The sequence below is a fragment of the Metabacillus sp. KUDC1714 genome (genome assembly GCF_014217835.1).
Taxonomy (GTDB): domain Bacteria; phylum Bacillota; class Bacilli; order Bacillales; family Bacillaceae; genus Metabacillus; species Metabacillus rhizosphaerae.
In genome coordinates, this window is record NZ_CP055263.1 from 5294624 (window position 1) to 5309017 (window position 14394).

The 14394-nt window shown below is 35.8% G+C and carries 13 protein-coding genes; 2 read left to right on the forward strand and 11 right to left on the reverse strand.

Annotated elements, in window-relative coordinates; all coding sequences use genetic code 11:
* Positions 1–3: 3 nt before the first annotated feature.
* Together HUW50_RS24430 and HUW50_RS24435 are read left to right on the forward strand one after the other, a co-directional pair.
* Positions 4–531, forward strand: a complete 528-nt coding sequence (locus HUW50_RS24430; protein WP_066339617.1) for a CBO0543 family protein — start codon at positions 4–6, stop codon at positions 529–531.
* A 134-nt stretch (positions 532–665) separates the two neighbouring features.
* Positions 666–1828 (forward strand): IS3 family transposase gene (locus HUW50_RS24435; RefSeq protein WP_396652560.1). Its coding sequence is split into 2 segments (ribosomal slippage): positions 666–942 and positions 942–1828, totalling 1164 coding nucleotides; the frame shifts between segments, so codons are not numbered across the junction.
* A 111-nt stretch (positions 1829–1939) separates the two neighbouring features.
* Here the strand turns inward: HUW50_RS24435 and HUW50_RS24440 are convergent.
* The 11 genes from HUW50_RS24440 to HUW50_RS24490 form a co-directional block, all read right to left on the reverse strand.
* Positions 1940–3037 (reverse strand): Gfo/Idh/MocA family protein, encoded by a 1098-nt coding sequence (locus HUW50_RS24440; protein ID WP_066326948.1) that lies wholly within the window; start codon positions 3035–3037, stop codon positions 1940–1942.
* Between the two features lie 69 nt (positions 3038–3106).
* The gene (locus HUW50_RS24445) at positions 3107–4081 is read right to left on the reverse strand and encodes a Gfo/Idh/MocA family protein (protein ID WP_066326950.1); all 975 of its coding nucleotides are present in this window, start codon (positions 4079–4081) and stop codon (positions 3107–3109) included.
* A 62-nt stretch (positions 4082–4143) separates the two neighbouring features.
* Complete coding sequence (locus tag HUW50_RS24450; protein WP_066326957.1) at positions 4144–5253, reverse strand: Gfo/Idh/MocA family protein; 1110 nt, start codon at positions 5251–5253, stop codon at positions 4144–4146.
* Positions 5254–5358: 105 nt separating this feature from the next.
* Positions 5359–6237, reverse strand: a complete 879-nt coding sequence (locus HUW50_RS24455; RefSeq protein WP_066326963.1) for a sugar phosphate isomerase/epimerase family protein — start codon at positions 6235–6237, stop codon at positions 5359–5361.
* A 36-nt stretch (positions 6238–6273) separates the two neighbouring features.
* Positions 6274–7107, reverse strand: a complete 834-nt coding sequence (locus HUW50_RS24460; RefSeq protein ID WP_066326969.1) for a carbohydrate ABC transporter permease — start codon at positions 7105–7107, stop codon at positions 6274–6276.
* A 16-nt stretch (positions 7108–7123) separates the two neighbouring features.
* Complete coding sequence (locus HUW50_RS24465; RefSeq protein ID WP_066326977.1) at positions 7124–8065, reverse strand: carbohydrate ABC transporter permease; 942 nt, start codon at positions 8063–8065, stop codon at positions 7124–7126.
* 85 nt (positions 8066–8150) lie between these two features.
* Positions 8151–9467, reverse strand: a complete 1317-nt coding sequence (locus tag HUW50_RS24470; RefSeq protein ID WP_232328968.1) for an ABC transporter substrate-binding protein — start codon at positions 9465–9467, stop codon at positions 8151–8153.
* 579 nt (positions 9468–10046) lie between these two features.
* Positions 10047–11222, reverse strand: a complete 1176-nt coding sequence (locus HUW50_RS24475) for a GntR family transcriptional regulator (protein ID WP_066326987.1) — start codon at positions 11220–11222, stop codon at positions 10047–10049.
* A gap of 208 nt (positions 11223–11430) precedes the next feature.
* Positions 11431–11805 carry a nucleotide excision repair endonuclease gene (locus HUW50_RS24480; RefSeq protein ID WP_185653441.1) on the reverse strand — a complete coding sequence of 125 codons (375 nt, stop codon included), beginning with the start codon at positions 11803–11805 and terminating at the stop codon, positions 11431–11433.
* 189 nt (positions 11806–11994) lie between these two features.
* Positions 11995–13011: a Gfo/Idh/MocA family protein gene (locus HUW50_RS24485; protein WP_066327003.1), complete on the reverse strand. Its 1017-nt coding sequence runs from the start codon at positions 13009–13011 to the stop codon at positions 11995–11997.
* 230 nt (positions 13012–13241) lie between these two features.
* A complete protein-coding gene (locus HUW50_RS24490; RefSeq protein ID WP_185653442.1) occupies positions 13242–14378 on the reverse strand; it encodes a M20 family metallopeptidase in 1137 nt (378 codons plus the stop codon).
* Positions 14379–14394: the final 16 nt, after the last annotated feature.

Genomic DNA, 14394 nt, shown 5'->3' on the forward strand with positions numbered 1-14394 from the left:
TATATGAAGGACAGGACAATATTGAACTTATTGACTACATTTGGAATAGGTGCAAGTATAATTTTTTTATTACGAAGAAAAGGCGACTTAAAGGACTGGTTTCTTATTTATTTTATTAAAACTTTAGTTTCGACTGTATTTGATGGACCAGTAATAAAGACAAAATATTTGCAATATCCACATCGCTATCTCCCTAAATTGTTCGACTCAAACATTGTGTTTTTATATATATTATTTCCTTTATCATGTGTCATGTATAATCAATTTACTTATAATATGAAAACGTTAAAAACTATCGTAAGTGTTTTCCTTTTTAGCGGACCAATGACACTTTTTGAGAATTGGCTTGAAAAGAATACCAATTTAGTGAAATATAATAAGGGTTGGAATAGCTATATTACATTAATTGTTCTTTCGTTTACTTTTTTGCTTGTTAAAGGATGCATTGAGGGAATTCGTTTCTTAGATAAAAATATTCACAATCCCTCAATTGCTACAGAAAAAAAGAATCTGCAAAATAAGTTTGAATAGATCTTTGTTGAGCAGTAGAATCAATAAAAAACACCTATCAAATTCTACTGAAGTGACCCCATAAAGTGAGACAAGGAAAAAACACCTCCTGAGTCGTATTTAATCAATATGATTCTAGCGGAGGTGTTTTTCTTATGGGTACAAGAATTCCTTATCCAGAGGAAATTAAATGGAAAGCTGTTGAGATGAAACAATCAGGAATATCTACAAAGGAAATAATGGAGACATTAGGTATTAAAAATAAGACCCAAGTAGAAACATGGGTTAGATGGTATAAGAATGGGGAAACACATCGATTTGTTCAACCAGTAGGTAAGCAATACACATATGGAAAAGGTCCAGGTGAATTAAGTGAGTTGGAGAAGCTACAGATTAATAATAGACAATTACAAATGCAGCTAGAAATCTTAAAAAAGTACAAAGAAATCGAGAGGAGTTGGAGCCGAGAGTCGTAATTAAATTGGTAAACGAGTTATCTCCTTACTATAAAATTATTGATATACTGGCTGTATTAGAGGTTCCAAAGGCTACCTATTACCGTTGGAGGAAGAAATACTCTTCTGCTGAGCCAACTTCTATCGAAAAGATAATTATACAAGTATGTAAGGCTCATTATTTTCGTTATGGACATAGAAAAATTAAAGCTGTTTTAAAGAGAAAATTCAATATCACCTTAAACCGTAAAACGGTCCAAAAGAATATGCAGAAATATGATTTACAATGCCAAGTGAAGGTGAAACGCCAAAACTATATTAATGGGGTGAGTAATATCGTTGTGAAAAATCTCCTCCAGCAAAGGTTTACGGCAACTAAACCAAATGAAAAATGGGTTACAGACATTACCTATTTACCGTATGGATCAACTATGTTGTATCTATCAACAATTATAGACCTATATAATAACGAGATCGTAGCTTATACCATCGGTACTAACCAGGATGTTTCTTTGGTAATAGATACATTGAAGTCAGCTATTGTAAAACGGAATCCACAAGAAGTCATTCTACACAGTGATCAGGGCTCTGTATACACATCATACGAATATCAAAACTTAGCTAAAGAAAAAGGCATTATCACAAGCATGTCCCGCAAAGGAAACTGCCATGATAATGCCGTCATCGAATCCTTTCACTCCTCGCTAAAGTCGGAAGGATTCAACACTCTAAGAAGAGCATCTATATCTAATTCTAAAGTAGTACAAATCGTAAATCAATACATGTATTTTTATAATCAAATACGAATTCAGGCAAAACTAAACTACCAGTCTCCAATAGAGTTTGGAGAACAGGTAGCTTAGGTGTTTTTTCTAAGTCTCATTTAGATGGGTCAGTTCACTACAATTTGATAGGTGTTTTTTATTGATTGCAATTTTAAGGTACCAGTTAACACGTCTTCTATTTTACAACTATTAAGAACTTATACTAAACTCAGGAATGCTAATATTCACTTCACTGCCTTGTTCTGAAGAGCGTAAAATCCCATCAATAATCGCTTGATTAATCACGATTTGATCTCCAGGAATTGGTGCAGGTTTTCCTTCCTTGATTGAAACAACAAAATCACGTACCTTCTCATAGAAAATATTGATTTTATGTTCTTGGACTGGAATACTTGTTTCCACATGGTGACCTTTTATGTCATGGAATAAGTTAATGGACCCAATTCCACCATCCCAAACTCCACTCCATGGTCCACTTCCAGCAGGTGTTAGCTTCAAGCCAGCGTCAGAACCGAGGAACAATGTTGGTCCTAGAGAATCCATATGCATTGCCCAAGATATTTTAAAGTTTAAAACTATTCCACCTTCCAAACGAATCATCGCTACGCCAAAATCCTCGACTTCAAATTTATCCGCTTCACGATGATAGATTGGATTTGTTCCAAAATGATTGGAAGTATAGGCCGAAACTGTTAAAGGCCTTGGATAGCCAAGTGCATTTAGAGCCAAGTCTAAAGAATAACAGCCGATATCCGCCATTGCTCCAGCACCTGCTAAACTTTTATTAATAAAAGTGCCTCCTGGCATCCCACGTCGTCTTCCTCCACCTGTTTGAACATAATAAACATTCCCTAATTGTCCAGACTGAACAATTTCTTTTACTGCTTGCATATTAGGATCATATCTTGGTTGGAAACCTACTGAAAGTATTTTACTAGTCTTGTGAGAGGCTTCTACCATTTCAATTGCCTGATCAAGAGTAACTGCCATCGGCTTTTCAACTAGAACATGTTTTCCGGCATATAGAGAATCAATACTAGTGTTATGGTGTGCAACATTTGGTGTACATACACTAACACCATCTATATCCATTTTAAGTAGCTCGAGATGATCATCAAACCCTTTGGCATCTTTTAAATCCAATTGTTCAATAAATTGATCTGCTTTACCTGGGATCACATCAGCAACAGCTACAATTTTGACATCAGGCATTTCCTTATAGGCTCTAACATGTGCAGCTGCAATACCCCCACTGCCAATAATTCCTATGTTAATCGTATTGGACATATTCGTACCTCCAAATCTCGTTTATACCGTTTTAATATTGACAATGTAAGTTTAACGGAACATTGCCGTTTATTTAATAGAAGTAATTGGTTTATATCCGGCAACTTGATAAATTTTTTCCGTTAGCCTTACCACTTCTTTTGCGAAATCTCCTGGTACCATTACATCATGAACCCCTAGAATTGAATCGATAAAACTCTTATCTGAATTTGTCGTTTGTTGAGGTAGTTTAGGGATTATTGGTTCTTTTCCTAACTGACGAAGAACCATCTTTCCATTATCATAAAAAATCGCTCCCTTTTCCCCACAAAAAACATATGTTTCATGCCAACATGGAGCATTCCCCACAATATTTAGCCCTGCAACAACATTATTTTCAAAACGAATCGATGTAAATGAATCTTGCTCTACTGTGGTATGATGCTGCTCCAGTTTTGATTCAACCTCGATTGGTTTTAATCCAGTGGTCCATAAAAGCACATCAATAATATGACTCCCAGAATCCATGAGCATACCGCCCCCAGATAACGAAGGATTTTGCCTCCACGTTCCAACGGTTAAATGTTTCCAATCCTGATATAAAGAAGCAGTTACAGATGTAAGATTTCCAATTTCATCGTTTGAAATCGCTTCACGAATGTAAAGAAATGCTGGTTCAAAATGTCTTTGATAAGATACTTGCAGTACTTTGTTCGCTTTTTTTGCCATGTCGATTAGTTGTTCTGCCTCTTCTAGCGAACAAGCCATCGGTTTTTCAATCAAAACATGACAATTATGGTTAATTGCATCTACCACTTGTTGAAAATGTAGGGTATGTGGTGAACAAATTAATACCGCATCCAGTGGGATGTTTTCTAGCATGTCAAGATGATCATCAAAGCTAGTGATATTTTCAAGGTTATACCTATTAATTAATGTATCTCTGTTAATAGAATTTGGATCAGCGACTGCTACAATCGTAGCATTCTCTAATTCTGCCAATTGACTTACATGCAAATGTGAAATACCACCCGTGCCTATTAAACCAACTCTAACCTTTTCCATTTATATCCCTGCTTTCATAAATGGTTGCTTGATTTTTAATAATAGTTTTTCAGTAAAGAGCGTTACTTATTTGAAACAAGACTAGATTGTTCTTCAAAATAAACAGCTTTCCCTGTTTTTGCAGATTCATAGATTGCTTCTAAGATTTGTGTAACGACAAATGCCTGCTCTGGTTTTACAACAGGTTCTGTGTCGTTAATGATATTATCAATCCATAGACGGGCTTCTAAATCGGCATCAGATTCTGATTTCCCATCGTAAAATGCTACCCCGCCTGCTCCAAGTTCAACCTTGTTCGTATAAAGTTTTCCAAAGTCTTCGCCGTTTATTCTTAATCCATCCTTCATATCAGCTCCGCCTTCTGTACCACTAAGTGAACATTTTGCTTCATCAACATCCAATGAGTTCAATGCCCAGCTTGATTCTAATACGATTGTTGCGCCATTTTCCATCGTAATAAAACCAAATGCAGAATCTTCTACTGTGAATTTTTCAGGATCCCATGGTCCCCATGCATTTGCAGCATCCTTCTTCTGACTTAATTTATGGTAAGTTGTCCCCAAAACAGATTTTGGCTTATAGTTATTCATCATCCACAATGTTAAGTCAAGCGCATGTGTACCAATATCGATTAATGGTCCTCCTCCTTGCTTTTCTTCATCAAGAAAAACTCCCCATGTTGGGACAGCACGACGACGAATCGCGTGTGCTTTTGCATAATAAACCTCTCCAAGGTCACCACGTTCACATAGTTTATGTAAATGTTGGCTATCTGGACGGAAACGATTATTATAGCCAATCGTTAATTTCTTACCAGATCTTTTCGCAGCCTCTAACATTTGACGGGCTTCTGCTGACGTCTTTGCCATAGGTTTTTCACACATAACATGCTTACTTGCATCCAGTGCTGCAATTGAAATTTCCGCGTGTGAATCGTTTGGTGTAAGCACATGCACAACTTCAATTTCTTCGTTCTGAAGTAACTCTCGAAAATCTTCATAAACCTTAGCATTTTCAACTCCGTACTCGGCTGCTGCTTTTTCTGCTCTTTCGATTAACACGTCACAAAATGCAACCAATTCTACGTTTTTTAGTTTTGATAAACTTGGTAAATGTTTCCCATTTGCAATACCACCACAACCAATAATTGCTACTTTTACTTTACTAGACATAATTCTTCCTCCTATACCTTTTTTATTATTTAGACACTGCCAACTTGGTTGTTGATTTCCGCTACAGGCGTTCACTCCAATCAACAGTGAGCTTTAAAAGAGCCATTATTTAAAATAAATTTCAAGATGTTCTTTTGCTTTTTGAATACCTTGTTGTTCTGCCTCTAAAGAGCCCCAATAACGATGATCTTCCAATTCAATACTGATTGGACCGGTGTATCCTATCTTTTCTAAACGTACGGCAACTTTCCCCCAGTTTACATCCCCTTGTCCTGGAATCGTATAACGCCATGGACCTTCAGAAAAATCATATTTAGAACCAAAAGTAGCTTGAATGACACCGCATTCATATTGCTCATCGTGTAAAATTTCAGTATCTTTCCCATGGCAGTAATTAACTCTATCGCCAAATTCAGACAACATTCTTAAATGATCAATTCCTAGTCGAACTAAGTGGGATGGATCATAGTTAATCCCGAAATGTTTTGAAGGAATAACATTGAACATAGCTCTAAGCATTTCAGGAGTACAGCCTAATGTTGGATAATATGGTGCTGGTCCTGGCCATCCTTCTAATGCTATATAAATACCATTTTCCTCGGCATGATTTACTATGCTAGGAAACGTATCCTTCCAAATTTCAAAAGCTTCTTTGCGTGACATAGTGATATCTTCTGGGACAAGGCACATAAACATGACTTTGCCACCTAGACGAGAAATTTCTGTCATTTGATTTTTAAGCGCTTCTACAGCTTCTGCCCGAGTTTCCTCATCTTTACTTAATAGTTTCGTTTGACCAACTGCTCCAACACCATCAATTGATCCAACTTCAAGTCCATTTGCTTCAAAAATAGCTTTAACTTCTTCGTTATAATATGGTACATCTATCACATCGATCCCAATACTAGATGCCCAACTTGCAACGGATTCCATGCCTCCTGCACCAATTTTTGGCGGGATTCTCATACCTATTTTCTTGTTCATATTAACAACCTCCAGATATAATATATTTCTATAAAACTATTTAATTCCACTAAATGTAATACCTTGAATAAATGTTTTTTGTAAAAAGAAGAATAATAAGATGATTGGTAATGTCATCATCGTTGAAACCGCCATCATTAATCCCCACTCAGTACCCATTTGCGTTTGGAATTGCTGAAGTCCTAACGACAGTGTATATTGAGTTTCGTCAGTTAAATAGAGTAATGGACCAATAAAATCTGTCCAGCTGCCCATGAACTGGAATAATCCAACAGCAAGTACTGCCGGTTTTGCTAACGGAAGCATGATTTGCCAATAAATCCGAAACTCGCTCGCTCCGTCTATTTTGGCAGCATCTCTTAGCATATCTGGCAATCCTAAAAAGAACTGACGCAATAAGAAGATGTAAAATGGTACACCAAAAAATGCTGGTACAATTAAAGGTAAGCTAGTTCCAACCCAACCTATTTTGTTAAAGATTAAAAATAAGGGAATCATTGTTACCTGCCCTGGTATCATCATGACCGCAATGGTAATGAAAAAGATAACATTACGACCCTTCCATTCCAATTTTGCAAAACTGTATGCTACAAGAGGACAAGTAAGCACTACTCCAAGTGTACTTAACAGCGTAATAACTACTGTATTATTTAGATAGGTAAAGAACGGTATATACTCCATTGCATCTAGATAATTTGACCACTGAAATGGCTTAGGCATCCATTCAGGCGGATAAGAAAATACTTGTGTTATAGGTTTTAATGATGTTGATACCATCCATATAAATGGAATGATGAAGAAGAACGATGCAATAATTAAGCATATGTGAGATAAGGTTTTCTTTAATTTAAGTTTAGTTTTTGCATCCATGTCGTACGACTCCTCTCTACTTCCCTTGGTAGTGAACCCAACGATTTGAAGTAACAAAGATTACAGCAGTTAGGGCCATGACAATGACAAATAGAATCCAAGCCATCGCTGAAGCGTACCCCATTTGGAAAAACTTAAACGCATTATCGTATAAGTGCATTACATAAAACGTTAAGGAGTTTGCTGGAGTTCCCTGACCTTGGGTCATAGTGTACGGTAATGTAAACTGTTGAAATGCTCCAATAGCTCCCATTACTAGGTTAAAGAAAATAACAGGAGTAAGTAACGGCAATGTGACATTGCGGGTTTTTTGCCACCAATTGGCGCCATCAACTTCTGCTGCTTCATAAAGTTCCTCTGGAATATCACCAAGTCCAGCAAGATAAATGATGACAGATTGACCAATTCCCCAAAGAGACATTAAAATAAGTGACGGCTTAGACCATATTTCACTCCCAAGCCAGTTTGGCCCCTGTATTCCAATCATATCTAGCATTCCATTTACGAGACCAAATCCTGGATTTAATAGCCACATCCATAGGACCGCTAAAGCAACATGTGGTACAAGCGTTGGTAAAAAGAAAATAGTCCGATAAATCGCCATTCCTTTTATTTTCATATTCAGCATCATTGCTAATGCAACACCGAATATAATACTCAATGGAACAAATAAGACTGTAAAATAAATAGTATTGTAGATTGATTTCCAGAATAAGTCATCTTTAAAAAGTTCTTGGTAATTTTTAAGTCCAACGAATTCCCCCGGTTGTAAAATGCTATAGGTTGTGAAACTAAAATAAATCGAAGCGACAAGCGGAAAAGCAAAAAACACTACCAAACCTATGATCCAAGGTGAAGCAAATAGCCATCCGTGAAGATTTGAATTTGTAGAGTACTTCTTTTTCTTCTTTGCAACTATTGATTTTTGTACACCAGTACCTTTAGTTACTTCCGCCATGTATAAATCCCCCTTTCAATATTTAAAGTATAGAGGGTGACTCAAAGTGTCCGATTCTTTAGTTTTGAGTCACCCTCTTAAAGATTTATTTATACTTCTCGAGGGCCTTATTAATTGTTTCTGTAGCTTGATCTAAGTTTTCTTGCGCTGTACCATTTCCTCTGACTGTTTTTTCCCTTGCATCTACGATTTCATTCCACATCAATTGACCTTCAGGGATAACTGGTCTGCTATGAGAGTTTGGTAGGATATCGATAAATTGCTTTAACTTTTCGTTATCTCCACGGCCTAATTTCTCGTTCACAGCAGGGATTACAGAAAGATCGCCAGGAAGTTCTGCAAAGTATACCTCTTGTCCTTCTTCAGTACCGAAGAACTTTACGAATTCCCAAGCTGCTTCCACATTCTTTGATCCTTTTGGTATAACAATAGCGTGACCACCAGACCAAGTAGTGAAGTCAGTACCTGTAGGAGTAGGCATAGGTGTTACTCCATAATTCAAGTCTGGCTTATATTTCTCAATAGCAGAGATTGTCCAGTTTCCATCCACTTTCATACTGATTTGTCCTGAAATGAACGGGTCCATTGCCCCAGATCCAGCAGAACTTTCAAATCCGGCAATGTCCTCTACACCGAATTTTTGAGCAAGGCTAGCCATCCAAGTTAACGCTTCAACAACTTTAGGGTCATTTGCAGTTACTTCACCAGTTTCTTCATTGTAAAATTCTCCACCAAAGCTCCATCCCCAGCCATAAAGCCAACCTTGGCCATACCATGGAATAAAACCAATTTGTTTAAAGCGATTTCCTTCTTTTTTCGTTAACTTCTCAGCAGCTGCTTCCAACTCTTGAGTTGTTTTAGGTGGATTTTCTGGATCTAATCCAGCTTCCTTAAAGTGATCTTTATTATAGTAAAGCAAGCGTGAGTCCGTTGTATAAGGAAGTCCATATAATTTATCTTTGTAGTTCGCTTCCTTCCAAGCATATGGATAATAAAGATCCTCAGATACTCCGTCAGCTTCAGCCATATCAGTAATATCTGTTAATGCTTCCTGAGCCGCCCATGAACCGACCTTAAATCGGTCAAATAGCGCAACGTCAGGTGGATTGCCACCAGCTACAGCAGTTAAAAGTTTTTGGTCTGCTCCTTCACTAGCTTCGGTATAGACCATTTTCACTTTAATTTCTGGATGTTTTTCTTCAAAGGCTGCAACCATTTTTTTCAATGCCTGTAAACCAATATCAGTAGAGCCATGCCAGAAAGTTATTTCAGTTTGGCCTTTTGTCTCTCCACCACCATCATTACTACCTGATTCCTTAGACGAACACCCCGCTAAAACTAAACTGAAAATAAGAAAAATCGTCATGAAGAAAATCCCAATTTTTTTACCCCGAATTTTCACAAAACTTCCCTCCCCTTTAGTCTCTTCATTTTCATTTTTGGTTTTCCTTAAATGGTAAAAGTTCACAATCCCCCTTATACAACAACTTATATATGATAAATCAAACTATAAAAAGTTTGACCTTATCCAGAAGCAGTGGTTTTGACCGTTTTATGAATACGCTTACAAATAGGTTTAAAAAAAAATTAGAAAATTACGAATGAAGCCTCAAGCTTTGAAATAATCGCACTCAAATTATCGTGCATCAATTAATAGAATCAAAGTTTAACTAAGTAGAGATAAATCAATAAATGTAGTATGTATATACCCAAATTAAACTATTAACATATCAATTGTTATAACAACTATATTTTATAAAGTTATTATAACAATCTAAAAACACACATGTCAACATTATTTTTTACTATTTAGACAATTAACTTACGGAAGAAAATCTAACGCTCTGCGAAGCTGAATTATAATACTGATTATTGTAAAAAATGCAAATAAATCAATACATAACTTATCATTGCATCTTTATTCTAAATACTGGGATAACAGCAAAAATAAGAAGCTATATTCAATAAATGAACATAACTTCTAGATTATTTTTGCATTTTTTATTTTGGATTGAGTGGATCTACCTTTTATTATCTTAAATCCAACTTCAGAATGAATTGGTGTCATATCATTTTCTTGTATGTGGTTAATTAATATATCAACAGCATTATAGCCCATTTTTTCTTCATCTTGAAAAACATGTGTGAAAAATGGTTCATCGATTAAATCTGTTGGAGAATCAAAGCAAGCAATAGAATAATCTTCTGGAACCTTTTTACCTAATGATTCTAAAACTTCATAAAGTAAAACAGCTACCAAATATTCACTTGTTATGAAGGCTGTGATCTCTGGGTTATCCTCTATTAACTTACATATATCATTTCTATCCTTATCATTAATTTTTAGCTTTTTTAAATTACTATTTGAACTATTTTTTAGTGTGCTCTTTATATCCAGTAGGATCGTATCTGGTTTAATTCTTACACCTTTTTCTGCTATAGCAACATGAAACCCCATTAGTCTATCTTCAAGAGAAGAAGTACCTCCTGTTGCAGGTGAAAGATAAGCAATATGCTCATGCCCAAGCTCTAACACATAGTTTGTTAGTTCAACAGCTGCCTGTTTGTTATTGATACAAACTGAGCTTGAAGGTATTCCTGTTAAATAGCGATCGACTAAAACGAGTGGGTAATTTTCTATAACTAGCCTTAGTAATGCATTATTATAATGCTTTCCTGGTGAAGGACATATGATTAATCCATTTACGCCAAGGTTTACTAATGAGCTAATTGCTTTTTCTTCTAATTCAGGTATACCTAAAGTTTGTTTCATCACCATAGAAAAATTAAGTTTTGAACACCTTTTTTCAATTGAATCAAGCAGCTTTGGGCCGTAATCATTACCAAACCCAGGAAGAATAAATCCCACTAAGTCCTGTTTAGAATTTGAATCTACTAAAAAAGGATTATTTATATTGTCTACAGTTGAATTAATTGTAGCATTGTTTATATCAGAGACATAAGATCCTTTTCCCCGATAACGTTCGATGATATTTCTTTGTGCTAACATATCTAACGCTTTTTTTGTCGTGATACGACTTACATTGAACTTTTCAGCAAGCTCATTTTCAGATGGGATTTTATCTCCCGTTTTCAAAATTCCATTTTTTATATCTTCTAATAGATCAAGGTATATTTTCTTATATAATTGGCTCATCGGAACTCCTTGTTTTACTTTAAGTTGATATGTTAAATATAACAACTAAATCGTTTTTTGACAACTATTCTAACTTCCTGTATAGATTATTTTCCTTAACAAGCACCTGCTCCTAGCACTTCAAAAAAATAGTTACCTAACTTATAATTTTCAAAATACGAAAAAAACTCGTGATTCGCACTTACGAATCACGAGCTTTTTTAACTGCCTATTTATAAAAAACCTTATCTACATTATACCTAGCACGTAGGTTGTTAATAATATAGGTTTCATAAATTTCTCTATCTACAGGTTCCTCAACAAAACAAACAGCAATACTATATACTTCATCTCTATGGTTTTTAATGGCTGATACTTGATCCTCAAAGTTTTTTCTAATTCTTTGTCTTAGCTTTCTTGCCTTACCAACGAATAATAGCTCATCTTTATTATTAAAGAACATATAGATACCACTTTTATCTCTTGGTATCTTCATGTAGTCAGTAAACCCATAAACACTACTTAATACAGGCTCACCTTTTTCTCCTAATTGCCGATTTTTCGTTATTACGATATCTGTTGATGGCATATCAATTTTTATCAAACTGTTCACTTCCTAAGTTATCAAGACTCACGTAGATTATTAGATGTTAACCTCTACCTTGGCTACCGTATAATAACTGTTATAGGAAAAACAGTCAACCTTGTAACGTGATTTTTGTTGAAATACACCTTGTCTATATTAGATCACTAAAAAAAGTCTTTTTTTAAACAACAATGCCTACTCAATTTATTAGTTTGTTATTAGTTTGCTAATGTCACTTATTTCGACCCTTTGACCTATTTCGTTTGAAAGTGAAGCGGCTTGATTGATCAACGTTAAGTTTCGAATGTCATTTTCATTAATTGTAGGCTCACTATTATCAATAATTGCTGCAACCCATTGTTCGAGTGGCATAGGGTGAGATTTTGGTAATTGATTAGGAATACTCCATTCACCATCTAATAGATTACTTTTTAAGCGCGCCTTCCCATCTTCTATCATCAATGTGCCCTCAGTACCGTATAACTCTAGTTGGAAAGGTGACCCATTAGATAGAAAACTAGTTTCAATTGTCCCAAGAGCACCTGATTCATATTCAACAAGTACAACTGCATTATCGTCCACATCATACCCCAATGTTTGTTGTAGTCTTGCAGTAACAGCCTTAACAGGTCCTGCTAACCTGTTTGTTAAATAAATTGGATGTGCCCCAAGATCAATTAGCGCTCCTCCTCCACACTCCTCCTTATTAAAGAAATGACTTGGCAACCATCCATTCGGATTACCTTCAAAAGAAACAGCTCCATTATGAGCACAGCGACATCTAATAGATGTAAGCTTACCTATCAACCCTTTTTCGAGCACATCTTGAGCATAAAGATAATAACTTTCTGTTAATCGAGGTAATGAGACCATTAGCTTTACTTGATTTTCTTTAATAATCGAAAAAATTTCCTCACAGTCTTGATTTGTAAAGGCTAATACCTTTTCGGTAAATACATGTTTTTTATGATTAGCGGCAAGAGAAATGATTTCTTTATGTAGATTAGTGGGTGAGTCGACGATAACTGCATCGATTTCAGCATCCTTTAAGACATTTAAAAGATCAAATTCAAATCGGACACCTAGTTCTTGTGCCCACTTTTTCCCCCGTTCTGGATTTTCGTCCCAGACAGCTTTAATTGTAATGTTTTTATTTTGTTCTGCTTGTAAAGCATAGTCTACTGCATGGACATGCCATTTACTTAATAAAGCTACATTTATCATAATGATCCATCCCTTCGTTTTAAAACGCTTTCATTGTATTCAACCTATCAATATGTAATGAACAAGTTTTTGAGAACACTACCTTGAATACAAGTTATCGTTTATTCATAATCCTAACATAATCAGTTGCATTTGTGACCTATTATATTTTTCACTTCATCCCTTTATCAAACATAAATAATAAAAAGGCAAGTCATTTTTAATAAACAACTTACCTTTGTATTTTAAGTTCACTTTTTAGATAACCGTTCAATTATTGTTGCTAATAAAAGTGTTCGTTCAACCAGACTTGGAATAACTAAATATTCTTGATCACTATGAGCATTTCCACCTATAGGACCTAAACCATCAATTGTAGCTATACCTAAAGATGACGTAAATGAAGCATCAGATCCTCCACCAGTAGAGGTATCTTCAATTTCTACACCTATTTCATCACCTACGTCTTGAATAATTCGTAGTAGTGCACGTGTTTTTTTGTTTTTCTCCATTGGCGGGCGATTCATTTCACCTTCTAATGATATCTTGGTGCCAACTACATCCGAAGAAGAGCAGATTTCATCAAGTCGTTCTTCCAGAAGTTCGACCTGACCTATTTCTTTTATTCGAACATCGATTTGGGCTTCTGCATGATCTGAAACAGTATTAGCACTTGATCCACCTTCGATTAAACCAACATTTACGCTAATTCCATTTTCATGGTCGGATAGTTCATGTAATTGAATGATTTTATGGGCTAATTCTTCGATTGCACTTCGGCCTTTCTCAGGTTCAATACCAGAATGAGCTGCTTTCCCCTCAATAATTAGTGTATAATTTCCTTTTCCTCTCCTTGAAGAAACGAGTGAACCATCTTTTCTCGCCGGCTCCATCACAAGTGCATACTTTTTACCTTTTGCTTCTCTTTCAATAATCTCACGAGAGGATGGTGATCCTATTTCTTCGTCACTATTAAGGACAATTCGAATCCTTTTATAGCCTTCATATCCTTCATTAACTAACGCTTTTATAGCATACAATACCGATACTTGGCTCGCTTTCATATCAATAACACCTGGTCCATATGCACGATTTCCTTCAATCCGAAACGACCTTTCAGCTGCAGTCCCTCGAGGAAATACCGTGTCCATATGAGCAAGAATGATGATGTTTGGATCGATTGCATCTTTATGCTCGATAATTAAATGGTTTCCATACACCCCTTGTTCTTCAACAAAAACGTTAAATCCAAGCTCTTTGTAACTTTCTTTTAGTAGTTGCCCTATCGTATCGACACCTTGTTTATCATATGATCCACTATCAATATTTACGAGCTCTTCAATATAATGAAGCATTTCTTCCTTATGCTGATGTAAAAATGAGTCCATGAAGCCTTTGCGCCTA

What these genes read in the sequence shown, in the direction of transcription:
- HUW50_RS24430 (WP_066339617.1), top strand. Translation starts at nt 4, where the DNA reads ATGAAGGACAGGACAATATTGAACTTATTGACTACATTTGGAATAGGT.
- HUW50_RS24440 (WP_066326948.1), bottom strand. Translation starts at nt 3,037, where the DNA reads ATGTCCAATACGATTAACATAGGAATTATTGGCAGTGGGGGTATTGCA.
- HUW50_RS24445 (WP_066326950.1), bottom strand. Translation starts at nt 4,081, where the DNA reads ATGGAAAAGGTTAGAGTTGGTTTAATAGGCACGGGTGGTATTTCACAT.
- HUW50_RS24450 (WP_066326957.1), bottom strand. Translation starts at nt 5,253, where the DNA reads ATGTCTAGTAAAGTAAAAGTAGCAATTATTGGTTGTGGTGGTATTGCA.
- HUW50_RS24455 (WP_066326963.1), bottom strand. Translation starts at nt 6,237, where the DNA reads ATGAACAAGAAAATAGGTATGAGAATCCCGCCAAAAATTGGTGCAGGA.
- HUW50_RS24460 (WP_066326969.1), bottom strand. Translation starts at nt 7,107, where the DNA reads ATGGATGCAAAAACTAAACTTAAATTAAAGAAAACCTTATCTCACATA.
- HUW50_RS24465 (WP_066326977.1), bottom strand. Translation starts at nt 8,065, where the DNA reads ATGGCGGAAGTAACTAAAGGTACTGGTGTACAAAAATCAATAGTTGCA.
- HUW50_RS24475 (WP_066326987.1), bottom strand. Translation starts at nt 11,222, where the DNA reads ATGAGCCAATTATATAAGAAAATATACCTTGATCTATTAGAAGATATA.
- HUW50_RS24485 (WP_066327003.1), bottom strand. Translation starts at nt 13,011, where the DNA reads ATGATAAATGTAGCTTTATTAAGTAAATGGCATGTCCATGCAGTAGAC.
- HUW50_RS24490 (WP_185653442.1), bottom strand. Translation starts at nt 14,378, where the DNA reads ATGGACTCATTTTTACATCAGCATAAGGAAGAAATGCTTCATTATATT.